The organism is Methanosarcina horonobensis HB-1 = JCM 15518 (assembly GCF_000970285.1).
GTDB lineage: Archaea > Halobacteriota > Methanosarcinia > Methanosarcinales > Methanosarcinaceae > Methanosarcina > Methanosarcina horonobensis.
In genome coordinates this window covers 4,627,821-4,650,794 of sequence record NZ_CP009516.1, presented here as the reverse complement: position 1 = coordinate 4,650,794, position 22,974 = coordinate 4,627,821, and the positions used below count along the sequence as shown (strand labels likewise).

17 protein-coding genes are annotated in these 22,974 nt (G+C 43.3%); 9 read left to right on the top strand and 8 right to left on the bottom strand.

What is annotated here, in order from left to right:
• Positions 1-191: 191 nt before the first annotated feature.
• Positions 192-5,987: a cobaltochelatase subunit CobN gene (gene cobN, locus MSHOH_RS20210; RefSeq protein ID WP_082089440.1), complete on the top strand. Its 5,796-nt coding sequence runs from the start codon at positions 192-194 to the stop codon at positions 5,985-5,987.
• Positions 5,988-6,177: 190 nt separating this feature from the next.
• Here cobN and tsaA read toward each other — a convergent pair whose 3' ends face one another.
• The gene (gene tsaA, locus MSHOH_RS20205) at positions 6,178-6,615 is read right to left on the bottom strand and encodes a tRNA (N6-threonylcarbamoyladenosine(37)-N6)-methyltransferase TrmO (protein ID WP_048142394.1); all 438 of its coding nucleotides are present in this window, start codon (positions 6,613-6,615) and stop codon (positions 6,178-6,180) included.
• Positions 6,608-7,228 carry an FmdE family protein gene (locus tag MSHOH_RS20200; protein ID WP_048142392.1) on the bottom strand — a complete coding sequence of 207 codons (621 nt, stop codon included), beginning with the start codon at positions 7,226-7,228 and terminating at the stop codon, positions 6,608-6,610. The genes tsaA and MSHOH_RS20200 overlap by 8 nt, the downstream gene beginning before the upstream one ends.
• Before the next feature lie 1,445 nt (positions 7,229-8,673).
• Here MSHOH_RS20200 and MSHOH_RS20195 point away from each other — a divergent pair.
• The gene (locus MSHOH_RS20195) at positions 8,674-9,462 is read left to right on the top strand and encodes a helix-turn-helix transcriptional regulator (RefSeq protein ID WP_048143709.1); all 789 of its coding nucleotides are present in this window, start codon (positions 8,674-8,676) and stop codon (positions 9,460-9,462) included.
• Positions 9,463-9,547: 85 nt separating this feature from the next.
• Complete coding sequence (locus MSHOH_RS20190; RefSeq protein ID WP_048142390.1) at positions 9,548-10,471, top strand: ribose 1,5-bisphosphate isomerase; 924 nt, start codon at positions 9,548-9,550, stop codon at positions 10,469-10,471.
• 130 nt (positions 10,472-10,601) lie between these two features.
• Here MSHOH_RS20190 and MSHOH_RS20185 read toward each other — a convergent pair whose 3' ends face one another.
• The 4 genes from MSHOH_RS20185 to pyrH form a co-directional block, all read right to left on the bottom strand.
• Entirely contained in the window at positions 10,602-11,264 is a 663-nt protein-coding gene (locus MSHOH_RS20185; RefSeq protein WP_048143707.1) for an ABC transporter ATP-binding protein, read from the bottom strand.
• Between the two features lie 133 nt (positions 11,265-11,397).
• On the bottom strand, positions 11,398-12,513 hold the full coding sequence (locus MSHOH_RS20180) for an ABC transporter permease (RefSeq protein ID WP_048142383.1): 1,116 nt from the start codon (positions 12,511-12,513) through the stop codon (positions 11,398-11,400).
• Positions 12,514-12,628: 115 nt separating this feature from the next.
• Complete coding sequence (locus MSHOH_RS20175) at positions 12,629-13,822, bottom strand: hypothetical protein (protein WP_048142381.1); 1,194 nt, start codon at positions 13,820-13,822, stop codon at positions 12,629-12,631.
• 162 nt (positions 13,823-13,984) lie between these two features.
• The gene (pyrH, locus tag MSHOH_RS20170; protein ID WP_048142379.1) at positions 13,985-14,686 is read right to left on the bottom strand and encodes a UMP kinase; all 702 of its coding nucleotides are present in this window, start codon (positions 14,684-14,686) and stop codon (positions 13,985-13,987) included.
• A gap of 299 nt (positions 14,687-14,985) precedes the next feature.
• On the opposite strand from pyrH, the gene MSHOH_RS20165 reads away from it, so the two are divergent.
• The 6 genes from MSHOH_RS20165 to MSHOH_RS20140 all read left to right on the top strand — a co-directional run bounded on the left by MSHOH_RS20165 (position 14,986) and on the right by MSHOH_RS20140 (position 21,269).
• Positions 14,986-16,773 carry a hypothetical protein gene (locus MSHOH_RS20165; protein ID WP_048142378.1) on the top strand — a complete coding sequence of 596 codons (1,788 nt, stop codon included), beginning with the start codon at positions 14,986-14,988 and terminating at the stop codon, positions 16,771-16,773.
• Between the two features lie 146 nt (positions 16,774-16,919).
• Positions 16,920-17,501 (top strand): nickel insertion protein, encoded by a 582-nt coding sequence (gene larC / locus MSHOH_RS20160; protein WP_239451406.1) that lies wholly within the window; start codon positions 16,920-16,922, stop codon positions 17,499-17,501.
• Positions 17,502-17,732: 231 nt separating this feature from the next.
• Positions 17,733-18,311, top strand: a complete 579-nt coding sequence (locus MSHOH_RS20155; protein WP_048142374.1) for a TetR/AcrR family transcriptional regulator — start codon at positions 17,733-17,735, stop codon at positions 18,309-18,311.
• Positions 18,312-18,919: 608 nt separating this feature from the next.
• Positions 18,920-20,047: an MBL fold metallo-hydrolase gene (locus MSHOH_RS20150; protein ID WP_048142373.1), complete on the top strand. Its 1,128-nt coding sequence runs from the start codon at positions 18,920-18,922 to the stop codon at positions 20,045-20,047.
• 289 nt (positions 20,048-20,336) lie between these two features.
• The gene (locus MSHOH_RS20145; protein ID WP_048142372.1) at positions 20,337-20,759 is read left to right on the top strand and encodes a cupin domain-containing protein; all 423 of its coding nucleotides are present in this window, start codon (positions 20,337-20,339) and stop codon (positions 20,757-20,759) included.
• A gap of 24 nt (positions 20,760-20,783) precedes the next feature.
• Positions 20,784-21,269, top strand: a complete 486-nt coding sequence (locus MSHOH_RS20140; protein WP_048142371.1) for a flavodoxin — start codon at positions 20,784-20,786, stop codon at positions 21,267-21,269.
• A 509-nt stretch (positions 21,270-21,778) separates the two neighbouring features.
• On the opposite strand, the gene MSHOH_RS26105 is transcribed toward MSHOH_RS20140, so the two are convergent.
• Together MSHOH_RS26105 and MSHOH_RS20125 are read right to left on the bottom strand one after the other, a co-directional pair.
• Entirely contained in the window at positions 21,779-22,123 is a 345-nt protein-coding gene (locus MSHOH_RS26105; RefSeq protein WP_048143706.1) for a cupin domain-containing protein, read from the bottom strand.
• Positions 22,120-22,830 carry an ABC transporter substrate-binding protein gene (locus MSHOH_RS20125; RefSeq protein ID WP_048142367.1) on the bottom strand — a complete coding sequence of 237 codons (711 nt, stop codon included), beginning with the start codon at positions 22,828-22,830 and terminating at the stop codon, positions 22,120-22,122. Before MSHOH_RS20125 ends, MSHOH_RS26105 begins: the two co-directional genes overlap by 4 nt.
• Positions 22,831-22,974: the final 144 nt, after the last annotated feature.

The following is a 22,974-nucleotide window of genomic DNA, read 5'->3' as shown; positions in this document are numbered from 1 at the left end:
CACTGGTAAGTAAAGTTTACTTTATTTATTTGTGCAATATGAGATTTTTCTTTTGAATTTGTCTTTCATATCTGCTGCAGGAACGATTGGTCTGAAAATTATATGATTGTTTGTCTGGAGAGCGTTTTGTTTCAGGATTGGACTCGAAAGTTCTAACTACGTTGAAATTTAAATTATTTGGAGAAGAGGTTATGAAAAAAAAGTTGAGTAAAGGAACAACCCCTTTAAACAAAAAAATCAAAATTTACGGATTAATTTTCTTGATGCTTTTTGTACTGGTTACAACTGCTCAGGCATCTGAAAGTGAAGATGTGCATTATGAGCTGGTTGCAAATACGATATGTGACGAGAACGGCTATTATATCTTTAAAAATATCCCTAATGGTAACTATACTCTTGTTGCAACGAATTATTCTGATGAGAAAAGTAAATGGTATACTGCCTCACTGAATATTACAGTAAACAGTGCTGATCTGGTTGACCAGAATATTCAGATTAACAGCAGCAATAATATTGATCCTTACCGGGTTCAGGAATTACTGAACGATTCTTCTCTTTCCGAGCCTTCGGGGACAGGTTTCTCTATTTCCGGGATTTCTTATGTTATGAAGCTTGAATACCCGAAAATGAGCACTGTTGTTTTACTAAAGAACAGATACGGTAATGGATTTGTAGATCTTCCGTACCTTTCTGATTCTTCTGATCCTTCGGATCTCAATTCTTCGGCCTCCAATTCTTTGGACTCCAATTCTTCTGATTCTAACGGTATTGACCAGAACAATACGGAATCTCAGGATTCTGAAGAAAACGAGAGCTCTACATCCGAATATCTGTTCAAGCTTTTCAACAACACCACAAGTGATGAAAACGGGGAGTATATCTTCTCAAATATTCCTGATGGAGAATACCGGCTTTCTGCTGTAGTATACAGTTCTTCCATGGGTGGGATGTGGCTTACTAATGAGAGTGAATTCAGCACTGAGGATGGTCAGCCAGCAAATATTACTTTCACCATGAGAAGCGATGAAAATATAGATTACAGCGAGATACTCAGCTATCTTAACAGAACTACTATCTCAGGCAAAACGATCAGCAAGACCGGAGATGTCCGGGCTGGAACAGACCTTGTCCTTACAACTCAGAACGAAGAGTTCATTGCAAACACTACAAGCGATGAGAACGGAGACTATCTCTTTTCAGACATCCCAAACGGAAAATACCGGCTTTCTGCTGTAGTATACAGCTCTTCCATGGGAGGAATGTGGCTTACTAATGAGAGCGAGTTCAGCATTGAGAACGGTCAGCCCGTAAATATTACTTTCACCATGAGAAGCGATGAAAGTATCGATTACGAAGAGATACTTGGTTATTTAAACAGGACTACTGTTTCCGGTAAGACAATAAGCAAGACCGGAGATAACAAGGCCGGAACAGACCTTGTTCTTCTCACTCAGCACAAAGAATTTGTTGTCAACACTACAAGTGACGAGAACGGGGAGTATGTCTTTTCAGATGTTCCAGATGGGAAATACCGGCTTTCTGCTGTAGTATACAGTTCTTCCATGGGCGGGATGTGGCTTACCAATGAGAGTGAATTCAGCATTGAAGGTGGTCAGCCAGCAAATATTACTTTCACCATGAGAAGTGATGAAAGTATCGATTACGAAGAGATACTCAGCTATCTTAACAGAACTACCGTCTCAGGCAGGACAATAAGCAAAACCGGGGATAATAAAGCCGGAACAGATCTGGTGCTTTTAAAAAAGGTGCCCGGCTCTTCGAGTCAAGACCCTAACTCTTCACATTCCGGAGATGCTTCTCATCTCGATATTGCCATAATCACGGGATACTCAAATTATGATCTCAAACTAAGCACCCTGGCAGAAAGGATCAACGGCAGCTCTTCTCTTAATATGAGCGTTTCCTATTATCTCCCTGCCACAAGCGGAGAAAATGTCGACCTCAGCGGCATGGATATAATTTATATTAACATGTTTACCGACAGTGCCAGTAAACTTGAAAACACTGTCAATGAAGCGATATCAAACGGAGCTGTTGTCATAGGCTACAACACGTATTTACCTGACAGCATAGACAACTCTTCCATTCCTTCTTCATTTACGGACATAAGCGATTTTAAGGACTATCTTCAGGAGTACTGGGTTTACGGATCCACAAATGGCTCCAACTTTGATAACCTTATATTCTATCTTGCCCGGGTATTCTATGAACGTGACGATCTTCAGGTTGCAGCCCCTGAAGGAGCAGCCAGTGCTATTTACCATCCTGGTATGGCTGATAGTTCTTATTTCACATCCAATGCGAGTGAATACTTCGAATGGTACGGCAGCAGGAATGAAAGTGAGCATTCTTTCAACGAGAGCGCCCCCACGGTAGGGATACTGTTCTACCTTTCCTATTATCCTTCGGATATGCAGCCTATCGATGCTCTCATAGAGGAGTTCGAATCCAGAAATGTGAATGTCATAGCATGTTACGGGTCAAGCGAGGAATATGTTGACAAATTCCTCAACTACAACAACTCTACGAAAGTGGACCTGATAGTCTCTACCACCTACCGCAGCCAGTACTTTAACATTGAAGATCTTGGGGTTCCGATTTTTAATTGCGTCCTCAACGGTTACATGAACCTTACAGAATGGCAGAATGTCAGTGATCCTCTGACAAGTATCTATATGATCAGGCTGTACAGGCCCGAGACCTGGGGCTGGATCGACCCGATGATGATCGCCTCCAACGAGTTGGATAATGAAACAAATACTGAAATTTATGTCCCTGTTGCAGACCAGGTGGAATGGCTCGTTGACAGGGCAGTTGCTCAGACTGAACTTTCCCAAAAAGAGGAATCCGATAAAAAAGTTGCAATCCTCTATTACAGCCACGGCTGCGGAAATGACAGCATAGGAGCTTCTTACCTTGAGGTTATTCCGAGTATTAACAACCTCCTTGAGGGAATGGCAGACGCAGGCTATGATATTGATAAGGACTCCATTCCGAATGAAAGCGAATTAACGGATCTTATGTTAAAACAGGGTACGAACATAGGGACCTGGGCTCCAGGAGAGCTTGAAAGGCTTGTCGAATCAGGGGAAGTCGAGCTGACTCCCGAATCCACATACCTTGAATGGTTTGAGGCCCTGCCCGAAGCCCGCAAGGAAGAAGTTATTGAAGAATGGGGTCCCGCTCCCGGAGAAATAATGGTCTACGAAGATGACTCCGGGGACAAATTCCTGGTAATCCCAAAAGTTGAAGTCAGCAATAATGTAATCCTTGCTCCCCAGCCTACAAGAGGATGGCTTTCGGACAATGAAATTCTCTACCATGACGGAGACCTGCCTCCCCACCACCAGTATCTTGCGTTTTATTTCTGGCTTCAGAACGAGTACGAAGCTGATGCAATTGTGAACATGGGCCGGCACGGGACTGTGGAATGGCTCCAGGGAAAAGAATTCTGTCTCTTCAGTGATGAGTGGCCTGCAATCGTTAACGGAGATATTCCGGTAATTTATCCCTATATCATGGACGGAATGGGAGAAGGAATGCAGGCAAAGCGCAGGGGTAATGCGGTGATTATCGACCACCTGATCCCGCCTGTGGTGCTTTCCGAAAGTTATGGGAATTACACTGAGCTGAGTAGCAAGATTTCCCAATACCAGACTCTTCCCAGTGAATCGGAATTGAAAGAACTTCGCATGCAGGAAATCGTTAACCTTACCATGGAACTCAGTCTTGACGAGCTTGTAAACGTAAGTCTGTCCGAAAATGAAGATACTGAAGAAGAGTTCCTTGACGAACTTGAAGATATTCTGGAGGAACTTAAGACTACTTCCATGCCTTACGGGCTTCACATACTCGGGACTTCCCCGGAGGGAGAAAACCTTACACAGATGGTATACTCGATGCTGGGAGATGATTTTGCCGAAGAGGTGGCTGCATACAATAGCTCAGAAACCGCTCCTCTCGACCTTCTGGACCTTGTCCTGCTGCAGAACGTGAGTATTGCAGACTCACAGCAACAGGTTCTCGGGAACAGTTCCGAAGAAGTAACCGGTTATCTTACTACGGCTCAGGAATACGCAGAAAAACTCGGAGAAAGTGAAAATGAAATCCAGCAGGTCATTAAAGCTCTGGACGGTAAATACATCGAGCCGAATATTGGTGGAGACCCCATACTCAGGCCGGATACACTTCCGTCGGGAAGAAACTTCTACGCCTTTGACGAGCAGCTTCTCCCCACAAAGCAGGCATGGGAACTTGGTAAGGAAATGGCTAACCAGACAATCGAAGCCTACCGGGCAGAGCACGACGGACAGTACCCGAAGAAAATCGGTTTAGTCCTCTGGGCTGGCGAATCTACACGGAACGAAGGAGTAACTGAGGCTGAAATCTTCTATCTCCTGGGAGTCAAGCCGGTCTGGGACGACGACGGAGACGAGGTCATAGATGTTGAACTGATAAACTCTTCGGAACTTGGCAGGCCGCGTATTGACGTTCTTGTGCAGATTTCGGGGCTTTACAGGGACACTTTCCCACATAAAGTAGAGCTGATCGATAAGGCGGTTTATCTTGCTTACAATGACCCCGATAACCAGTACGGAAAAGGTGAGGAAAGGCCTGCTCCTGCGTATATTTCCTACAATTCGGAAGAAAACACGAATTATGTCCGGGAGAACACCAATGACCTTTTCTCTGTCCTTAACGAGTCCTTCCGGAACGAAACAGCTTCAATGGCCGTAGCCCTTCTGAGGGTCTTCGGGCCTGAGGACGGCACTTACGGGACCGGACTGGCAAACGCTGTCTCTGCGAACAATTCAAGCACCGATGAACTTGCCGAACTCTACATAAACAGGATGAGTTATATGTATGGAGAATATGTGTGGGGAGAAAGTATTGCTGAAATTGTCGAACAGTTCCGGGTTGACGGCAGTTCTGTTGAGAATACTGAGGTTTTTGAGGCAAATCTCGGAGATGTCGAGGTCACGGTTTTGAGCCGCAGTTCAAACACCTACGGGGTTCTGGATAACAGTGATGCCTTTGAGTACCTTGGAGGCCTTAACCTTGCAGTTTCCTTTATTTCAGGGCTCTATCCTGATTCGTACATAATGAACCTGCAAAATTCGGGTGACGAAGAAATAGAAACCCTGAGTGACTACCTTACAAGGGAAATTATTACCCGCAGCCTGAACCCTAAATATATTGAGGGAATGCTGGGAAGCGGTTTTGAGGGTGTGAGCCAGCTCTCGGACTTTGTTGAAAACCTCTGGGGTTGGGAAGCTACAAACCCTGACTTGGTCAGTGATGATGTCTGGAATAAAGTCTATGAGGCCTATATCGCCGATTCCGAACTAAGCAGTGCACTCAAGGAGACAAATTCCTATGCATACCAGTCTATTACTGCCCGGCTGCTGGAGACTGCTCTTGAGGGCAACTGGGACGCTTCGGATGAGGTTCTCGAAAGTCTGGCTACGGAATACGCGGAATCCGTGGTTGAAGACGGGGTAGCCTGCTGTCACCATACCTGCGGAAATCCAACCTTAAACAGTTATGTTGCAGGTCTTGTTTCGGTTCCCGGTTTCACCGAAGCAATTGAAAAAGCAACATCAAGCAAATCTTCAAAGCAGTCAGATGAGAGCAGGAGCAGCAGTCATAGTGATCATGATACTGGAAAAGCTACTGTGGTTTCAAAAGACAGTACGGCCAGCAACCAGACCTCAAGCAGCGAGGAATCAGCCAGTAATCAGACTGTTCAGAATTCTGATGCCGGTTATGGTGTTGACTCTCCTGAACCTGCTCCTGAAATCAGAAATACTGCAGATTCCAGTTATGTGGAAGGCTACGAGATGAAGAAGGAGTCTGTAGAAGAAGCAGAAAACGGAGATTTCTCTTTCTCAGGATCTGATATAGTCGGAATTCTCTTCGTGGTAGCAGCAGTGGGAGGAATTTACCTTGGAACTCGGAAGAAATGAAAAGATACCAAAAGAACTGAATAAAACCGGTAAGAATGAATTAAAACTGAAATAAGTGAATCAAAACCGGAAAAAATTAATCGAAACTAAGTTTGAAAAGGGGTTAATTCCCTTTTTCATCTTAGAAATAGAACTTTTTATCTTTTTGTTTCGATTTATCAGTTTTCTGCACTTATTTTTTTGTTCTTTTTCATTCCTTGCTTCTTTCTGCCTTTTCTTCAAGCTCTTTTACGTAAGGTTTTATATCTAGCACAGGGGTCCCATCGATGGCATCAAGGCCTTTGACATAAAGCACGTTGCCCTCTACCTTTAAGAGCTCTACAATGGTGAGCCCTATCCCGTTAGGGCGGTATGGGCTCCTGCTTGCAAAAACCCCTGACATCTCTCCGTCATAGCGGCGGCGGTGAATCAGTTTATATCCTTCTGATTTGCTGAAATAAAAGAGGATATACAGTTTTTCAAGTTCCTCTACTCTGTAAAGCCCATCCTCTAGGTCTTTCTTAATGACAATTTTTGAGACCTTTTCGTAAATCTCTTCATTGTATCCCGGTTCAAGGTAGTCGTTTTCCACATAGCCTATAGGAGTAAACTCAATCCTTTTGGGAATTGGCTCTGTATTTTCATTCATCTTTTGCCTCAAAACAGGAGATACAGACCATTTCTCCGTTTTTTACCCTTCCCAGGGGTTCCATAAAGCCTTCTCCGCATTTGCTGCATATGACGGTAGGATAGATTATGGCTTTTTCCGGGGGCTCGATTTCAATTTCAGTAATCCCGAAAAGTTTCTCTTCTGGCATTTTCAGTACTCTCTGGCTTTTTGCTTCGTGCGAAGCCCTGAACTCTTTTTCCTCTTCAGGGCTTGCAATACCTGCCCTAATTTTTGCAAAGAGCGCTGTGTGTTTATCGTCCTGGGGGAGGACATCAGGTTTCAGGGAAATTCTCAGGGCTTTTTTATCCCCTCTCTTGAAAAATGTATACACGTGCTTCCCGTATTCTTTAAAAATAAGATTTCCTTTTCCGCATGTGCAGCCGTTGATTGCCTGAATTGCATCCACTGCACAGGACCTGTTTTCCACAACTGCAACAAGTTCTTCGTCCTTGCTTCTGTCTTTGAAACGGTCTGCAGCCAGAGTAGCCACTCTGTATCCTATTGAAAGGCCAGGGCAGACATGTCCGTGAAATTTTACAGCGGTATCGAAATCAGTATTATTGAAATCCAGGTTCTCAACTCCTACTTTCATTAATTTTCTGGTATCTCTGGTTAATTTAATGAGTCCATTTCATATTCTCTGAATACTATTTATAAATTTTGTATTTAATTGATGTTACAAAAAAAGCCTGAAGTACTAACTTAAGTCCAGTCCCTATGTTATTTTAAAAACTGCAAAATTTTGAGATATTTTGCCATTCTATACTCCTTTGTCCTTCTAGCAAGAAAAATATAGAAGCCAGATATTCACTTCTATTTTCATTCTAATTGGGTATTTCTATGACGTTGTCTCTGGAAAACATTTTCGAACACAACTGCAGATATAACAATCAACAATCAGGTAAAGGAAAAATCTGAAAACCAGTCAGATCAAATCAGTAAAATAATTACATAATAATCTATAATCAATAAAATCTACAGTTAATGACGACTTATATAATGACGGCTTATATAATGACGACTTATATAATGACGGCTTATAGTCAATAGCAGTTCAGAAATCAGGTAATTAAGAAAAAAATCTTTATTTGACAAAAAGAGTTCAGGATTTAGGAAATTACCCTATAATAAGGATAATAGGGACCTTAATTTCCCTTTCCGAGGTCCCTACCGATGATCCAACCCCATCGGACTGAGAGGAAACCCATTTACTCTCAATCTATTTCACTTTTTACGGTTTTCAGTTATATATAATAAATGAAGCAAAATATTAGTTGCTATCAAACTTTTGGAGACTCTTGTTTTTTTCATTTACTTTGAAATATTTTTTTGCATAAAAATTTTTGTTGGCGTAAAATACTGTCAATTCTATGGGTATAATACCTATTTCTTTTTTCTTTTCCTTCTGAAAATTCAATTCAGAATTTAAAAATCTACAGTTAAAATCTTTTAATTAAAAATACTCGGATATAATTTTTCAGCCTATTTCTCAATCAAAAACTCTTCAGTTCACATCTCATATACTTGGAGACAACTGACTAGTTTTATTCAAAAAATTTAACAGTTTTTAGTAATTTATATTCGGATAATCAAAAACCAGAAAGTTTGTATTGATAAAACTCTTAAAAAATATTAATGTTATAATTGGGAGCCTTTTGCCACCTCTGATTTGGCTCCCAATTGTGTGATTCAACCCCTACGATTAAGAGAAAAACCCCTTAACTCTTAATCGTTGACTTCCTCTTTATGTTATAGAGGTATATAACCTATACGACCTTAAAATTTACTTCTCATTAAATTATTTAGCCGCCTCAAAATCCAGTTACTCGGACTTAATAATCGTGTTGCACATCTTTAATCTGGTTGTTTTTTTACGGTGTAATATTTATCTAAATATATACCCTTTCATTAGTGTATTAAATTAAAATTTTCCTCTAGCATTCAAGAAAAATTTTAGTAAGATGTTAATATTTCTTGGAAAGAACTTCTGAAAAGGACGAAAGATACTTATCAAATATTTACTTATATCTCCAGAGTATGAACAGCTCGCTTCTCGAATTAATTTTTTTCTCTGAGAAAAGGAAAGATCTCCTTTTATTTTTAAATGAGGGGCCAAAAACGATTAAAGAAATAAATATGTATCTGGATGCCAGTGCTGTAGCTGTTCTCCCTCAACTAAAAAAACTAAGGGAGGATTCTCTGGTATCCAAGACCGGCGACATTTACAGTCTATTACCTCTTGGCATAGCAGTAGCCAGCAGACTGCAGGCAATGGCAGGTTTACTAAATGTTTTTGGTAGCAGTTATGAGTTCTGGGCAAACCATGCAGTTGAGTGCATACCCGCTTCTTTAAGGAGCAGGATTGAAGATCTGGACAACTGTACACTCTCCGAACCTCCTGACAGAACACGTCTCTTTGAACCACACAGGGAATTTGTGGAAAGACTTGCAATATCTAAAAGGATAAATGGCATTTCCTCCATTTTTCATCCTCTTTACCCTTCTCTTTTTCTTTCTTTTGCAAAAAATGGGGCGGACATTTCCATTCTTGTAACCCGTTCGGTTTATGAGAGGTTAAAAGAGGAATATCAAACTGAAGTAAGAGAATTTCTAAAGCTTCCGAATTCATGTTTATACGTATGTGACGAAAAAATAGAATTTTCTCATGTTATCACTGATAGTTTTCTCTCTTTAAGTCTTCCCTTTTCTGACGGTACCTATGACCATAAACAGGATATCCTGTGTTTCACTCCTACTGCCCTTCAATGGGGAGAAGACCTTTTTGCTTACTACAGGAATAGATCAGAAAAAGTAACTGAGATCTGAAATTCAGTCTACCAGGGTCTTTATCTACCAGGATCGGGATCGATCGGAAGATAGCTATAAATCAGGCTCTGACTATCCTTATATTATGGAGAAAGTTAAGGAAACTGCAGAAAAAATCCGGACAATGGAAATCCGGGGTGCAGGCAGGATTGCAAAAGCTGCGGCTGAAGCCATCAGGGATTATGCTGCACAACTTGAGGTTACTTCAATTGAGGAATTTGCAGCCAGAATAAGTGAAGTCTCCAGTTATCTTATCAGTACCCGACCTACAGCCGTATCCCTCCCTAACGCCGTAAAACTAGCTTCCAGATACTCCTCGGAGAATGTAGAGGAAGCCAGACAGGAGGTTATCGAAAACGCAAATGCCTTTATTGAGAAGGCAGATAAAGCCCTTGGAAGAATTGGAAAAATAGGGTCAAGGAGGGTTATGGACGGGGATGTAATAATGACCCACTGCAACTCACATGCTGCACTTTCCATAATTACCACAGCCTTTGAAGACGGAAAAGACATTTCGGTAATTTCAACCGAAAGCCGCCCCAGATGCCAAGGCTTACTGACAATCCGACATCTTAACAACTTTGGCATCCCCACAACCCTGATTGTGGACTCTGCTGTACGCTACTATATGAAAGATGTGGATAAGGTAATAGTCGGCGCTGATGCGATTGCGACAAACGGGGCTCTCGTAAACAAAATAGGGACTTCTCAGCTTGCTCTTGCCGCTCATGAAGCCAGAAAGAGTTTCATGGTGGCTGCCGAGACTTTCAAATTCAGCCCGAGCACGATAGTCGGAAATCCCATAGAAATCGAAGAAAGAGCTATAGATGAAATCGTAGACCCTTCAATCCTGAAAGAGCTTTCTCACGTGCAGGTAAGAAATCCGGCTTTTGACTTCACCCCCGCCGAGTATATCGACATGATAGTTACTGATATAGGGATCATCCCGCCTGCGATGGCTTATACTGTAATAAAAGAGCATCTTGGCTGGGAGTTTGGAGAACTTTAAAGAATACTCCTTCTATATTCTCATTCAGGATTTTTTTTCTGATTTTTCTTTTTCCGGTGGGCTGCAAAGTAGCTGATAGGGGTGCTTTTAGACATGTGAATTGCGACCTGCTCCCGGATCAGGAGTACCTCTAATAATCTTTAATTGTGCCGTCCGTAATTCTGAGTACCCTTGAACACTCCTTTGCAACCTCTGGGTCATGAGTTACTACAAGAATTGTCTGTCCCTTCTGGCTCAATTCCTTGAAAACCCGCACAATGGAGTCCCGGGTTTTGCTGTCCACCTCGCCTGTAGGTTCGTCAGCCAGAATCAGGGCAGGTTTATTCGCGAGTGCTCTGGCAATAGAAACCCGCTGCTGCTCTCCGCCGGACAGCTCTGTGGGTTTATGATTAAGACGGTCTCCCAGGCCAAGATCTTCAAGCAGAATTTTTGCCCTTTCTTTTCTCTCTTTTTTTGGTACCCTGGAAAAACGCATGGCAAGTTCCACATTTTCAAGGGCTGAGAGTGTAGGGATCAGGTTATAGTGCTGGAAAATAAAACCTATTTTCTCTCTTCTCACTCTCGGAAGCAGCTTTTCGGGCACTGAGGTAAGGTCTGTCCCGTCAAGGATAATCTTTCCGTCAGTGGCTTTCTCAAGCGTGCCTATCAAAGCAAGGAGGGTTGATTTCCCTGAACCCGATGGGCCCATGATGGCAAGAAGCTCTCCTTTCCTTACGGTTATACAGGCACAGCGAAGGGCATGGACAGGAATTTTACCCTGCGAGTAGGTCTTGGAAAGGTTTTCGACCTGCATAATAACTCTCTGTCCGCCTTTACTTTCATCATTATGTCCAATGTTTTCGACCTTTCCTCTAACAGTTCTTTCATCCCCCGAGATCTCTTTTTTTCCAGATTTTTCTACTGATGCCAGATTCTCCATTTTTTCTTCAGGCATGCTTCAAAGCCTCCATAGGGCTCATTTTTGAAGCTCTATAAGCAGGATAAAGTCCTGAAAGGGCGCCTATGAGCAGGGCAAAAATCATGGCAATTGTGAGGAGCCTTGGAGTTATCAGGAAAAGCACTATCCTTGTCGTTTCAAGCCAGGCGTTCATAATCTGGACAGCTCCGACACCAACTGTAATTCCCAGAATCCCCCCTAAAAGTCCCATGAATGAAGCCTCTCCGAGCGTCAGGAGGAGGATATCCCGAGTTTCTGCGCCTATGGCTTTTAAAATTCCAAACTCTCTTGTCCTCTCAGCAACGGACATGAGCATCGTATTCATCACACAAAGCCCGCCTATAATTGCTGCAAGAAGCCCGGAACTGATGGTTATTACGCTGAAGATCATAAAGGACTGCTTTGCCTGCACCTCAAGTTCTCCCGGAGAAAGGGTGCTTGTGCCTTTTACACTTAACTCGATCCTCTTGGAGAGCATTTCCGCATCCACCCGCTCATCAGGCACGGCAAAAATATAGGAAACCGAATTTCCTACACTATAAAGGTCCTGGGCAGTCTCAAGAGGAATGATCACTGCATTGTCAAAGATAGATCCGGTATAATCAAGGATTCCGACAACAGTGAAGTATTTGTCATGGATCTCAAACTTGCTGCCAACCTCAAGATTGTATTCTCTCTTGATGTTGTTTCCGACTACCACGCTGTATGAGTCTCCGGAGTTAAGAAAGCGGCCTGCTTTCAGCTCTACCGGGTTAAGGGCGACACCGGATTTTTCAGGAGGGACACCAAGGATCTGTTTTCCTGTCATGCCCATCTTATCCTCATCAAAGGTGGTCATCAAAAGCCCGTAGGCATCTTTTACCCCGGCTACCCGCAGGACATCACTTACTTTATCGTCCGTGAGCCCCCCTCCAAAGACTCCGCTTTCGGCAAAGACCCGAATCTTGTCACTTGTCACACTCATGGAACGTTCAAATGTCTGATGGAAATTTTCAGACATGGCGCCCATAACTATAACTGCAAAAATCCCGAGGGCTATCCCGCAGATTGTCAGTACGCTCCGAACTTTCCTGTTCGTTATGTTTCGAATGATGAGGTCAAACATAATGATCCCGCATACGGATACATTCTAACTTCAGCTAGCTTCAGACAGCTTGAGATTGTTGTTTTGAGATTATCGGTTAGCTATTGACTTTGAGCTTTGACTTTGAGACTATTCGTCACCGCACTTCTTTTTTGCCTCTTCTTTTTCTTCCGAACAAGACTGCGAAGCATAGAAAAATGCCAAATGCGATTGGAAAGCTGAAAGCAGGAGATTCTTCCGGAGGATTTATTTCGGCTACTGGCTCAAAAACCCGCAGGACCGTTTCATGGCTGTCAAGGACTTCGCCGTCAAGGTTTACTGTATATATTTTTACATTATAGTCACCCCTGGGGACCCCCTGCCAGATAATTCCCACGGTATCTTCTTTTCCTGCGGTAAGGATGTCTGCAGTTTCTTCAAAAACCTGAACCTCTCCTTCTTCAGGAGTAAGAACAACCCTGATAACTCCGTTAAAAGGCACCTGGGATTTTCCGACGACAGTAACGCTTGCCCCGTATTCATCAACATCGATATCGGTATCAAGAATTTCTACTTTTTCTTCTGCCCTGAATTCCGATATATAAGCGGTAGTAAGATCAGGGGAATGAGAATGTACCTTCAGAAGAGCTGTGTAATTTCTGTCTTTTTCCAGAAGGAAGGGCCAGTTCATTGCTTTGTAATAAGCATCCGTTACAGGGATATTTTCCAGGCTTTCGGTGTATATGATGTCCGTGCCTGAAAGGAGTTTAAGGTCAAGGTCTACCATGCCGGGCTCAGGCATCTGTACGAGTCTGAGGTTTGCGGAACTTATAAGGTCTATAAGGACGGAAGCTTTTTCGGAGTCTGCAGAAAAATCCACAACTTTCAGGTTTGAAAGATATGGGTTTCTGTAAGAAAAAGAGGTTTTTTGTGTTTCGAGAGTTTTGCTCCCTTCCTTCACAAAAAGCTGTGCAGTATATGAATCTCTATCTTTTCCAAAGTCCTCTTCAAGTCCCCAGAAAAGAATTTTTGTAATCTTCTGCCCTGCCTGTATCGGACCCAGGACGAAGGTTTCCGATTTCAGGATTTCTTCTCCTGAACTCAGGGTAAAGACAAGAGATGCATTTTCATGTGGCTCTTCAAACCTGACCGTTGTGTCGCTCAGGTCATGGTCTGAGAAAAAGTCAAGAATAATTTTATTCTCACTCTCTTCTCCGGCAGCTGTCCAGTTTACTGCCCCATATACAGGAGTTATCTGGGAGCAGAAGAAAGTCAGGATTAAGGTTAGAGAAAATAAACGGAAAATATACTCTTTCTGTTTTAAACAGTTCTTTTTTTCTGGCAGGCTCAAGCCCGGTTCCTCCTCTTTCCAAAAACTGCCTGGAACCAGGTCGGGTATCCGGCTCTGGTTCTTTGCAACATGAATGTATGTAGGAACCTCCTTGTTTAAGTTTTTGATGTTTTCTCTACGTTTTAACGTACTGGAAAAAGGCTGTAAACGTATCTCAGATTTTTATTTTTTTGCTGTAATCCAGGTTCCGCAGGAGACGGGAGATTTTTTTGCTGCTTCTCCGTCCAGAATTTCTCCAAGCAGATCAGGATTTCTGGCGTCCATGACGAGGGCGTCGAGCTTGCAGCGCTCTATAATCTTTGCAGCCACGGGGTCCACAGGTGATTTCGAACCTGCTTTCATCTCTATAGCCATTACTATGTTTATGAGTTTTTCAGGAGAGATTTTATCATATTTGACTGCACTAGGGTCATAATTAGGATCTGAAGAATAAACCCCGTCAATCGAGGTTGCAATTGTCAAAAGGTCCGCACGCAGATATTCTGCAAGGATTGCAGCAACGGCATCAGTTGTCTGGCCGGGTGTGACTCCTCCCATTACCACAACTTTACCTGAAGTCATGGCCTTTGAGGCTTCAAGGTAGTTTGAAGGAATTTCAGGATACGCATTGGGTCCGAGAGCTGCAATAAGCAGCCTTGCGTTCAGGCGAGTGATCTCTATGCCTATGTAGTCGCAGGTTACTTCATCTGCCCCCATGGCCCGTGCAGCACTTATGTAGTTTCGTGCTGCTTCTCCCCCGCCAGTTACTACAAGTAGTGTATGTTTTTTCGATATGTCGCGCAGTACTTTTGCATATTTTAAAAAACGATCCGAATCAAGATCTTTTGCGAGAATTGAACCGCCTAATGAGAGTACTATGAGCATGATGATCTCTACACATTGACAATTCGGATTTTTAAATGTATCGCTGACATTTTTTACTCACAGTTTTTCACGTTTCTCAATTTTGCAGGCTGCGGGAGGGATGCAATAGGCTTTTGCCCTTAAATTTTTCAATATTCACAACGAAGATTAAACTCAAATTTACTTGATTTGCTTTTTTCTATCATATTTTTCATTTTTTTCATGCTGTCACAGCGTTAATACATAACTATTTACACGACAAATTTTAAACTATTGAGGGAAAATAATCTCTACGCACTTTTTGGAGGAGGCAAGATCTTTTGAATAACGAGGTATGTGCTGCAGTAACGGCTTCAGTCTCAGGTATACAGAATCTTACAAATGATAGGATTGAAGCCCTTACCAAAGGTCACGGAATGACAAATATAGGCGCTATGTGTGCTGCAAACGCTGTCGCTACGGAGCTTTTCCGGGGTGCTAATATCAGGCTTACGGATGAAGATGCCGGCAGCCTGGAAATAGATCATGTACTCAAAAAAGGTATTGAAGCTGCAGAAGAAGCCGGAGCAAGCCCTGCAAATGCAGCCCTTTTTGCAGCTACGATCTGCTATTTTGCAGGTTCCAACGCTCAGGCCGGTGTTCCTGCAGGGAACCGGAAGATAGGAGCACTTGCCCGTATGATTGCAGGAGCCGATAGGGCAGGGGTTATAGCTGTTCCCACCCCTAAATCCAATAATAAGGTTTCCGGTTTTGCAGCCGTGCAGGCCATTTACAATGCGATGGCAGAAGGCAAGCTTACCAGAATTGATGGGCGAAAGCTTCCTCTCGGAGTTGCGGGAGGACCTCTTTACGGGCACAATACCCTTGGAGAAGACATCGGTTTTCCTGAAGTTGCTATGAATGCGGCCAGGATCGGAACTGAAGCTATGATGCAGGCCTACTGGGGAGCAGGTATTTCTGCAAGTCCTATAATTTCGGCAGTTCTCGGAGCTGCAGCAGCTCTTGAAATTGTCCACCCTGATGCTTTTGTAGGGGAGGAGTACGGCGGTTTTTTCGAAGTAAACAGTGCATATCTTGCAGGCAAAGCTGCATGTCAGGCTGCAGGAATCCCGGAAAAGCTCCATATGCGCGGCACGGACGAAGAATACGACTCTTTTAGGCTGGTAGGAGACCTCGGGGTTATCTTGAAAGACATAGGAGCTCCCACTGTTGTCGGGATGATGTCTTTTGGTGAGATGCTTTGTGCTTTTAAGGAGTCTATCGAAATAGGGGCAGGTTTTTCCGGCGGCCCTATTATGCCTCCTCTTGGTCATATGACTGCGGATACCATAATCGCCCTCAGGTCACTTATCAAGTTTGAAGGTGATGTTGAGCAGGCAGCAGATATTATTGCAGAGGTAAAAAAGAACGAATGGCTTGATCCGGAAATTGCTTCGGTTGCCCTTAATACAATTGCAAGGAAAACCGAACAGGTAAGGAGAGGCCCTATTACACGTACCATGATCCTCGGGACTGACGGCGTTCGCTCAGCCGCAATCGTCAGGAGGGCAAAAAAAGCATATGAAGACATAAAAGTCGGAAAGTCTGTGGAAGATGTCGTCAGGGAACTGGATCTGGAAAGAAAAAAAACCGTTGAAACAAGGGCTGCTGCAATGCTTGGAGCTATGACCGGACATGACATCAGGATCGAAATAAAGAAAATGGTCGGAGGTGCTCGCAGAAACCATCCTTTCACAAGTTCGTACTACGGATTTGATACGGATGCCGATGTTGAACTGACTGTAGACGGAAGGACCTTTGAACTTCTGGGACTTGGGCAGAATGTGATTCCGGATGCAATTTTTAATGATAAAAAGGAGCTTCTGGAAATTATACCCCTTGCAGCTATACCCGTCTGCGAACTCCAGCTTTCAGGGCACTCAATAATTAATATTACCGTACCTGCAGCCGTTGCAGCTGCAATGAAAGTTGCTGACCCGAAAGAAGTTGCAAAGCTTGCAGAAAAAGGAGGGAAGTCCTGTTCAGCTGCAATTCCGGGAGCCCGGGAAAAAGCTCTCGACGTTGCAAAACTGGCAGTCAGGATAATGAAATCCATGGAAAATATCTGAGTATATCCAGATGAAAACCAGACAATCCACAAAAACGACCTGAACTATGGGCAGAGAAGAACGGGTTTAAGGCAGGACTTTAACTTTGTTTCAACCTCTGCCTTTTTCTTTTCTGGAAAACAGCGGGAGGCCTCTTTTTGCTTTTGATGACTAACATTGACAATATCACCTGCGACCAGGTTCCTTACCTGATAGAAGAACTGATGAAACTCGGAGCTAAAAACGTGCACGTAATACCAGCCATTACCAAGAAAGGCAGACCTGAGTATATTTTTCTTATTGATTGTGAGGAAGAAAATCTTGATTCTCTTGCCGAGTTCATGGCTCTGGAAACCGGTACTCTCGGAGTCAGGCTTTTGAAGACCGAGCATTATCCCTTTGACTGCGAGCTGAGGAAGCTTTGCCTTTCTTTCAGGGACGAAAATGACCTGCCTCTCTGGGAAGGGGAAATTGACATAAAAATAGTTATAGGAAAAGAGCAAAAGCCCCTTTCTGCCCGGGTGGAGTACGAAGAACTTAAGGACCTGGCAAGCAGGGTAAAGGAAGCGGGTCTGAAGCTTTCCATGTACGAAATTAAGGAATTAATTGAAGAAAGAGCTCTTAAAGGCATAAAGGACTTTACTGTCAATTTCAATGACTGTGGTCCTGGACTGGATAATGAACCTTTGTCCCCTGTTTCGAAAAAACTGTACTGTAAGGATAAGACGAAAACCTGCTTCGGGAATTAAAGCCCATTTTACCTTTTTTCAGAGTAAGGGCCTTTTTCCCAAAAGCCTTTCTCATTCTGGAAAATTTCTATTGTGAAAGGCATTATTATAGAGTGCTCGTTATCTTATAGTTCCCAAAATCTTCTGTGTACTAAAATACTTGGCAAGAGTTAAGTAAAAGCACCATTAAGTATTTATAAAAACATAATATTACAACATAACTGACTAATCAGTCAATTGTAGAGATAATACATGAAAGAACAGGTCAAAGACAAAAAAACAGCAATTATGGATGCTGCCCTGAAGCTCTTCACTGAAAGAGGTTTTCATGGTACCTCCACTGCACAAATCTCAAAAGATGCAGGTGTAGCCACAGGCACCCTTTTCAATTACTTTCCCACAAAGGAAGACCTTATAAATAACCTGTATTTTGAGATTAAAGGAGAGTTAAGCCGCAGTATGGGAAAGGGAATTGAGGCACAGAGTACCTTCAAGGATAAGTTAAGAAAAATATGGTCAAATTTAGTCAAATGGGGAGTAGACAATCAGGAAGAATTCCTTTTTGTCGGACAATTTTGCACATCCCCCTATATCACAAAGTTTACGCGTGAAGAAGTAACTAAAGAGTATGTCTTTCTTCATGATCTTGTGAAGGAAGGAATAGCAAATGGCGAGATCAGAGATTTTTCTGAGGAACTGACCATTTCAATGTTCTATCAGGCCAGCAGGACGGTAGTGAACTTTATCCTTGATTCAGATTCTTCGCTAGATGAAAATAAAGTTTTGGAGGATGGATTCCAGATTATCTGGAGAGGTCTGGCTAAAGAATAATTTTTTTCACTCATCGGTGAGTGACTGCTCACTCATAAATAGAAAGCAATGGACTGACTTATCTCAAAAAATCCAGTTAATCAGAAAATCAACCCGAGGTACATAGAAAATAGTTTGAAGAAACCAGGTGAATGGAAAATGTTGTACAGAAAAATGCCTAAGAATGGAGACGAGCTTTCGATACTTGAGTTTGGATACATGCGTCTTCCCATCTTTCTTTGCTAGAGACGCGGGCTTCAAACTAATTTTGTACTATACATATTCCTATTGGAACTTTGATGAACCAGCCATGCTTTTCTTCACAGATTAAGTTTCCATCATGGAGTTTATATCTTTATGACTTACTATATTCTGAAATTTGTCCAAAATCGGGAAAAGCGGCGCCTATCAAAGAATATTCAATAATAGCGGAGAAAGCAAAATAGACCGCAGGAAACCAAAGGCATCTCCTTTCCGCGTACCATATGATGATTCCTCAGTATATACACAGCAGCTCAGGGTCGTCCGTCTTTCTTCTGGACGATCTTGCAGTCAGGGGCAGAGACGTAAAAAGCGCAGGATTATGTATCCGAGTGGCTGCATGAAATAGGAATGGCAGAAGTGAAAATATGAAAAAGCTTAAAAAAGTGATATTATATTTACTCAGTTTTTTGCTTCTATTGGGCGTTGTTATTACATTGTTTATAAACATAGACCCAGCTTTCGGTGGGAATCCAACGAAAGAACAAAAAGAAACATATCAACATTTAAGTAATTATGTTGATGGGAAATTTATTAATGAGGATCCTACAGAGTTGGTCATAAATTCCTCAAACGCTTCATCAATGGATGAAGATTCTGCTTCAGAGTCTAAAGACCGCAATCCGACGAGTCCAATTCCTGTTTCTGTCATTGACTGGAACAAAATTAAAAGTGAAAATGATAGTTTGACCTGGTTTGGACACTCTGCTTTTCTGCTTAGCATTGATAATAAAAAGTTATTGATAGACCCTATGCTAAGTCTTATTGCCTCACCGGTTTCATTCGTGGGAGTTAAAAGATACGAATATAGTGAAGATATCATGCTGCATCTTATTGATGAAATGCCGCCGATTGATGCAGTTTTTATTACACATGACCACTATGACCACTTAGATTATCAATCTGTTGTAAAGCTAAAGAGTAAAGTATCACATTTCTTTGTTCCTCTTGGGGTTAGTGCTCATTTGATTCGATGGGGTGTTCCAGAAGAAAATATTACGGAACTCAATTGGTTGGAAGAAACGGAGTACCAGGGCTTAACCGTTGCTTTGACACCAGCCAGACATTTCTCTGGAAGAGATCCGTTTAATATCGATACTACCCTCTGGGGTGGATGGGTCATTCTTGGAAACAACACTCGATTATATACCAGCGGAGACACCGGATATGACAGCCATTTTAAGGAAATAGGAAAGGAATACGGGCCTTTTGATATCACCTTAATTGAAGGCGGCCAATATGACCGGAGATGGTCGGATATTCATATGATACCTGAACAATCTGTCCAGGCCAATTTAGATGTAAATGGTAAAACTATGATGTTGATGCATTGGGGAGCATTTACATTAGCTAATCATGGTTGGAAAGAACCAATAGAACGAGCACTTAAAGAGGCAAAAAATAGAGAAGTAAGCATAATTGCCCCGAAAATTGGCGAAACCGTTCTATTAGATTCAGACTTACACATGCCTCCAACTTCATGGTGGAATTTTTGAAAGAGTATTCTCTATTGAAATTGTGCCGGAATATGAGAGATATCAGAGGAAGCAAAGTAATGGAAATGGTATGTGAAATTAGAAAAGCTGTTTGATCGAAAGAGAAAGATCATAGGCATGTTGGGAAATTATTGTTGGGAAATTATTCTTCAACTTTTTATATTCTATTTTTCTTTGTAGGGCTTACTTTTATATAACATTAAATCTTACATTCTGACTGATTAGTCACTCACAAGCCATGATCGAGCAAATGACGAAAAGAATGTAAAAAAGTTCAAGGAGATAATCTATGGATAAATCAAACTTAAGTCAAAGTGTAATCTTCCCGAAAGGTGAAAAACTTCCGGAACAGTTTAGTAAATATTTTTCAGGTAATGCATGGCTTAACATGCTGGTGCCAAGGGACAATGAATTTAATTGTCCGATAGGCAATGTAACATTTGAACCCGGCTGTCGGAATAACTGGCATAAACATCCGGGCGGACAGATTCTGCTAGTAACAGGAGGACGTGGTTACTATCAGGAGGAAGGAAAGCCTGCACAGGAACTTAATCCAAGAGATGTGGTAAAGATTGCTTCAAACGTAAAGCACTGGCATGGTGCGGCGCCTGATAGCTGGTTTGTACACCTTTCTGTTGAAACAAATGCTAATGCAGGTCCGGCTGAATGGCTGGAACCCATAACGGATGAAGAATATAACAAGTTAAAATAACTCCAAATATGGAGGACAATTTCAGTGAATAAAAAAATTCTTGTGGCTTATTTTTCACATTCTGGCAATACGCGCGAAATAGCTATTCAAATTCATAAAAACATTGGGAGCAATATTTTTGAAATTCAGTCTGTAAATCCATATCCCAGCGAATACAATGAGGTTGTGGAACAGGCAAAGCAGGAACTGCAATCGGGTTACCAACCCGAGTTGAAAACAGCAGTTAAGGACATGAAATCGTATGAGGCAGTTTTCATTGGCTATCCTAACTGGTGGGGTACAATACCAAGGCCAGTTGCAGCGTTTTTGTCAAAACACGATTTTTCCGGCAAAACCATTGTGCCATTTTGTACACACGAGGGAAGCCGTCTGGGGAGAAGTATTACAGATATCACCAGGCTTTGCCCACAGTCAACCGTTCTGAACGGTCTTGCAGTCCGGGGCAGAGAAGTAAAAAATGCACAGAATGAGGTATCCGAGTGGCTGCGTAAAATTGGGATGATAGAGTAAAAGTAACTATTCGGTCTACTCGAAAAATACAGTAGATTTTCGAGTCAGCCAGCATCAAATCCGAAGGATTTATGTACATCAGCCTGCGATGCTGGCTGCGTGACTGAACGGTCACGAATAAGAAAGTTGTAATGACAAACAAACATATTAAAGAGCCGTTCGATTCCATTGTGACACGGATGAAAGCAGCGAAAGCGGAGACCGTGAAATGTCAGATGGATCTCCTTAACTCCTGCTATGACCTGCGTGACCGTCCTGCTAAAGGCGTCACCATGTTACGTGAAAAATCTCTCCAACACCCCTTTACAAAGGGGGAAAAGTCAACTTGGTCCCTTTTATAACGGCAAGGCTGTTGACTTAAGGGAAATGCTCTCAGTCAACCTCGTCACCCCGGCGAAAGCCGGGGTCCAGTCCCGCGTTTCACGGGATTGGGCTTTTCTGCCTACCTGAAGTGAGCCGTGATATGGCGGGCTGTTCCTGACAGCCTAACCTCCATTGACAGACGGATCTTACCTTTTCATTGCGGGTTGGCCCAACTCGACGTATAGGCGCCGCCAGGGCTGATCGTCGATCAAGCGCCACCGATGGCCGCTACCTGTAGTATCGGCGGCCAGCAACACGTCACCGGGACGCAAAACGAAGGTCTCACCGTCACGAGTGGTGAATTCGAGCGTGCCAGACAGCGTAATCACGTATTGGACGTGCGGCGCAGTGTGCCAGTCAAGCGCTGAACCGGCCGCAGTCTCCTCAAAGTGTACGGCCGTTGCAGCTTGCACGACGTCGATGGGGATGGCCCTATCTTCGACGTGAGACTTCCCATCAGCCCCAGTGAACAAGTGGATACAACGAATCATGTCTGCAACCATTTCTTCGTGAGTTTGCCCAGCACACCATTCTTGCACAGTCGGGCCTGTGAGTCGTCGATGGCCTGGCGCAAGGCGTCGTTGCCCAGACGCACGGCCACGCCCAACTTCTCATCGGTGATCCCTTCCTGCACCACTCGCAAGGGAGGGCGATTTCTCACTAGCCAACGCATGACCGGGGCCAGCTTCATCACCGCGCCGATTGTCCCGGCTTCCAGGTCATTCAACATCACTCCGATATCGTGGTATGCATACGTACGAACCTCCGCGACGCGGCCCTCCGCCTTCAGACGATGTGCCACAGGTTCGGACGTGTTTCCGTGCTGGATACCGATGATCATCCCCCGAAGGTCATCAACGGAGTTCACGTTCGGCGTTTTCTCGATATTGCAGACGAGGCTTTGACCTGACTCGACGTACGGGCCGCAGAATGTGGCAACGGCTTGTCGTTCCTGCGTGATCGTCGTTCCCGAAGCAACGCAATCCCACGACCCATTCGTCAGCCCCAAGAAGATGCCGTTGAAATCCGCACCGCTGTAGTGAACGAGCCGCCATTCCAGGCCGAGATCCGCGCAAATCGCCTGCATTAGCTCAACGTCGAAGCCTGTTGGCGTCTCGCCATCCATAAATTCGAACGGCGGATCGGGCATAGCAGATGCAACGCAAAGGATGCCGGAGGTGATAGTCTTGAACTTCATGGTGTCTCTCTAAATATACTGTTTCAGGCATATCAAATATTCCTCTTCGTGGCTTTCAAGAGGTGAGGAAGGCGACGAGCTGGTGCTTATCTACGATGACCTCTGCCTGTGACCCCGCTTCACATCGAAGAGAAGTACCGCCTC

Excerpts from the sequence above, each read along its gene's own strand:
- cobN (WP_082089440.1), top strand. The coding sequence starts at position 192 with ATGAAAAAAAAGTTGAGTAAAGGAACAACCCCTTTAAACAAAAAAATC.
- tsaA (WP_048142394.1), bottom strand. The coding sequence starts at position 6,615 with ATGAATGAAAATACAGAGCCAATTCCCAAAAGGATTGAGTTTACTCCT.
- MSHOH_RS20200 (WP_048142392.1), bottom strand. The coding sequence starts at position 7,228 with ATGAAAGTAGGAGTTGAGAACCTGGATTTCAATAATACTGATTTCGAT.
- MSHOH_RS20195 (WP_048143709.1), top strand. The coding sequence starts at position 8,674 with ATGAACAGCTCGCTTCTCGAATTAATTTTTTTCTCTGAGAAAAGGAAA.
- MSHOH_RS20190 (WP_048142390.1), top strand. The coding sequence starts at position 9,548 with ATGGAGAAAGTTAAGGAAACTGCAGAAAAAATCCGGACAATGGAAATC.
- MSHOH_RS20185 (WP_048143707.1), bottom strand. The coding sequence starts at position 11,264 with ATGCAGGTCGAAAACCTTTCCAAGACCTACTCGCAGGGTAAAATTCCT.
- MSHOH_RS20180 (WP_048142383.1), bottom strand. The coding sequence starts at position 12,513 with ATGTTTGACCTCATCATTCGAAACATAACGAACAGGAAAGTTCGGAGC.
- pyrH (WP_048142379.1), bottom strand. The coding sequence starts at position 14,686 with ATGCTCATAGTACTCTCATTAGGCGGTTCAATTCTCGCAAAAGATCTT.
- larC (WP_239451406.1), top strand. The coding sequence starts at position 16,920 with ATGACTAACATTGACAATATCACCTGCGACCAGGTTCCTTACCTGATA.
- MSHOH_RS20155 (WP_048142374.1), top strand. The coding sequence starts at position 17,733 with ATGAAAGAACAGGTCAAAGACAAAAAAACAGCAATTATGGATGCTGCC.
- MSHOH_RS20150 (WP_048142373.1), top strand. The coding sequence starts at position 18,920 with ATGAAAAAGCTTAAAAAAGTGATATTATATTTACTCAGTTTTTTGCTT.
- MSHOH_RS20145 (WP_048142372.1), top strand. The coding sequence starts at position 20,337 with ATGGATAAATCAAACTTAAGTCAAAGTGTAATCTTCCCGAAAGGTGAA.
- MSHOH_RS26105 (WP_048143706.1), bottom strand. The coding sequence starts at position 22,123 with ATGATTCGTTGTATCCACTTGTTCACTGGGGCTGATGGGAAGTCTCAC.
- MSHOH_RS20125 (WP_048142367.1), bottom strand. The coding sequence starts at position 22,830 with ATGAAGTTCAAGACTATCACCTCCGGCATCCTTTGCGTTGCATCTGCT.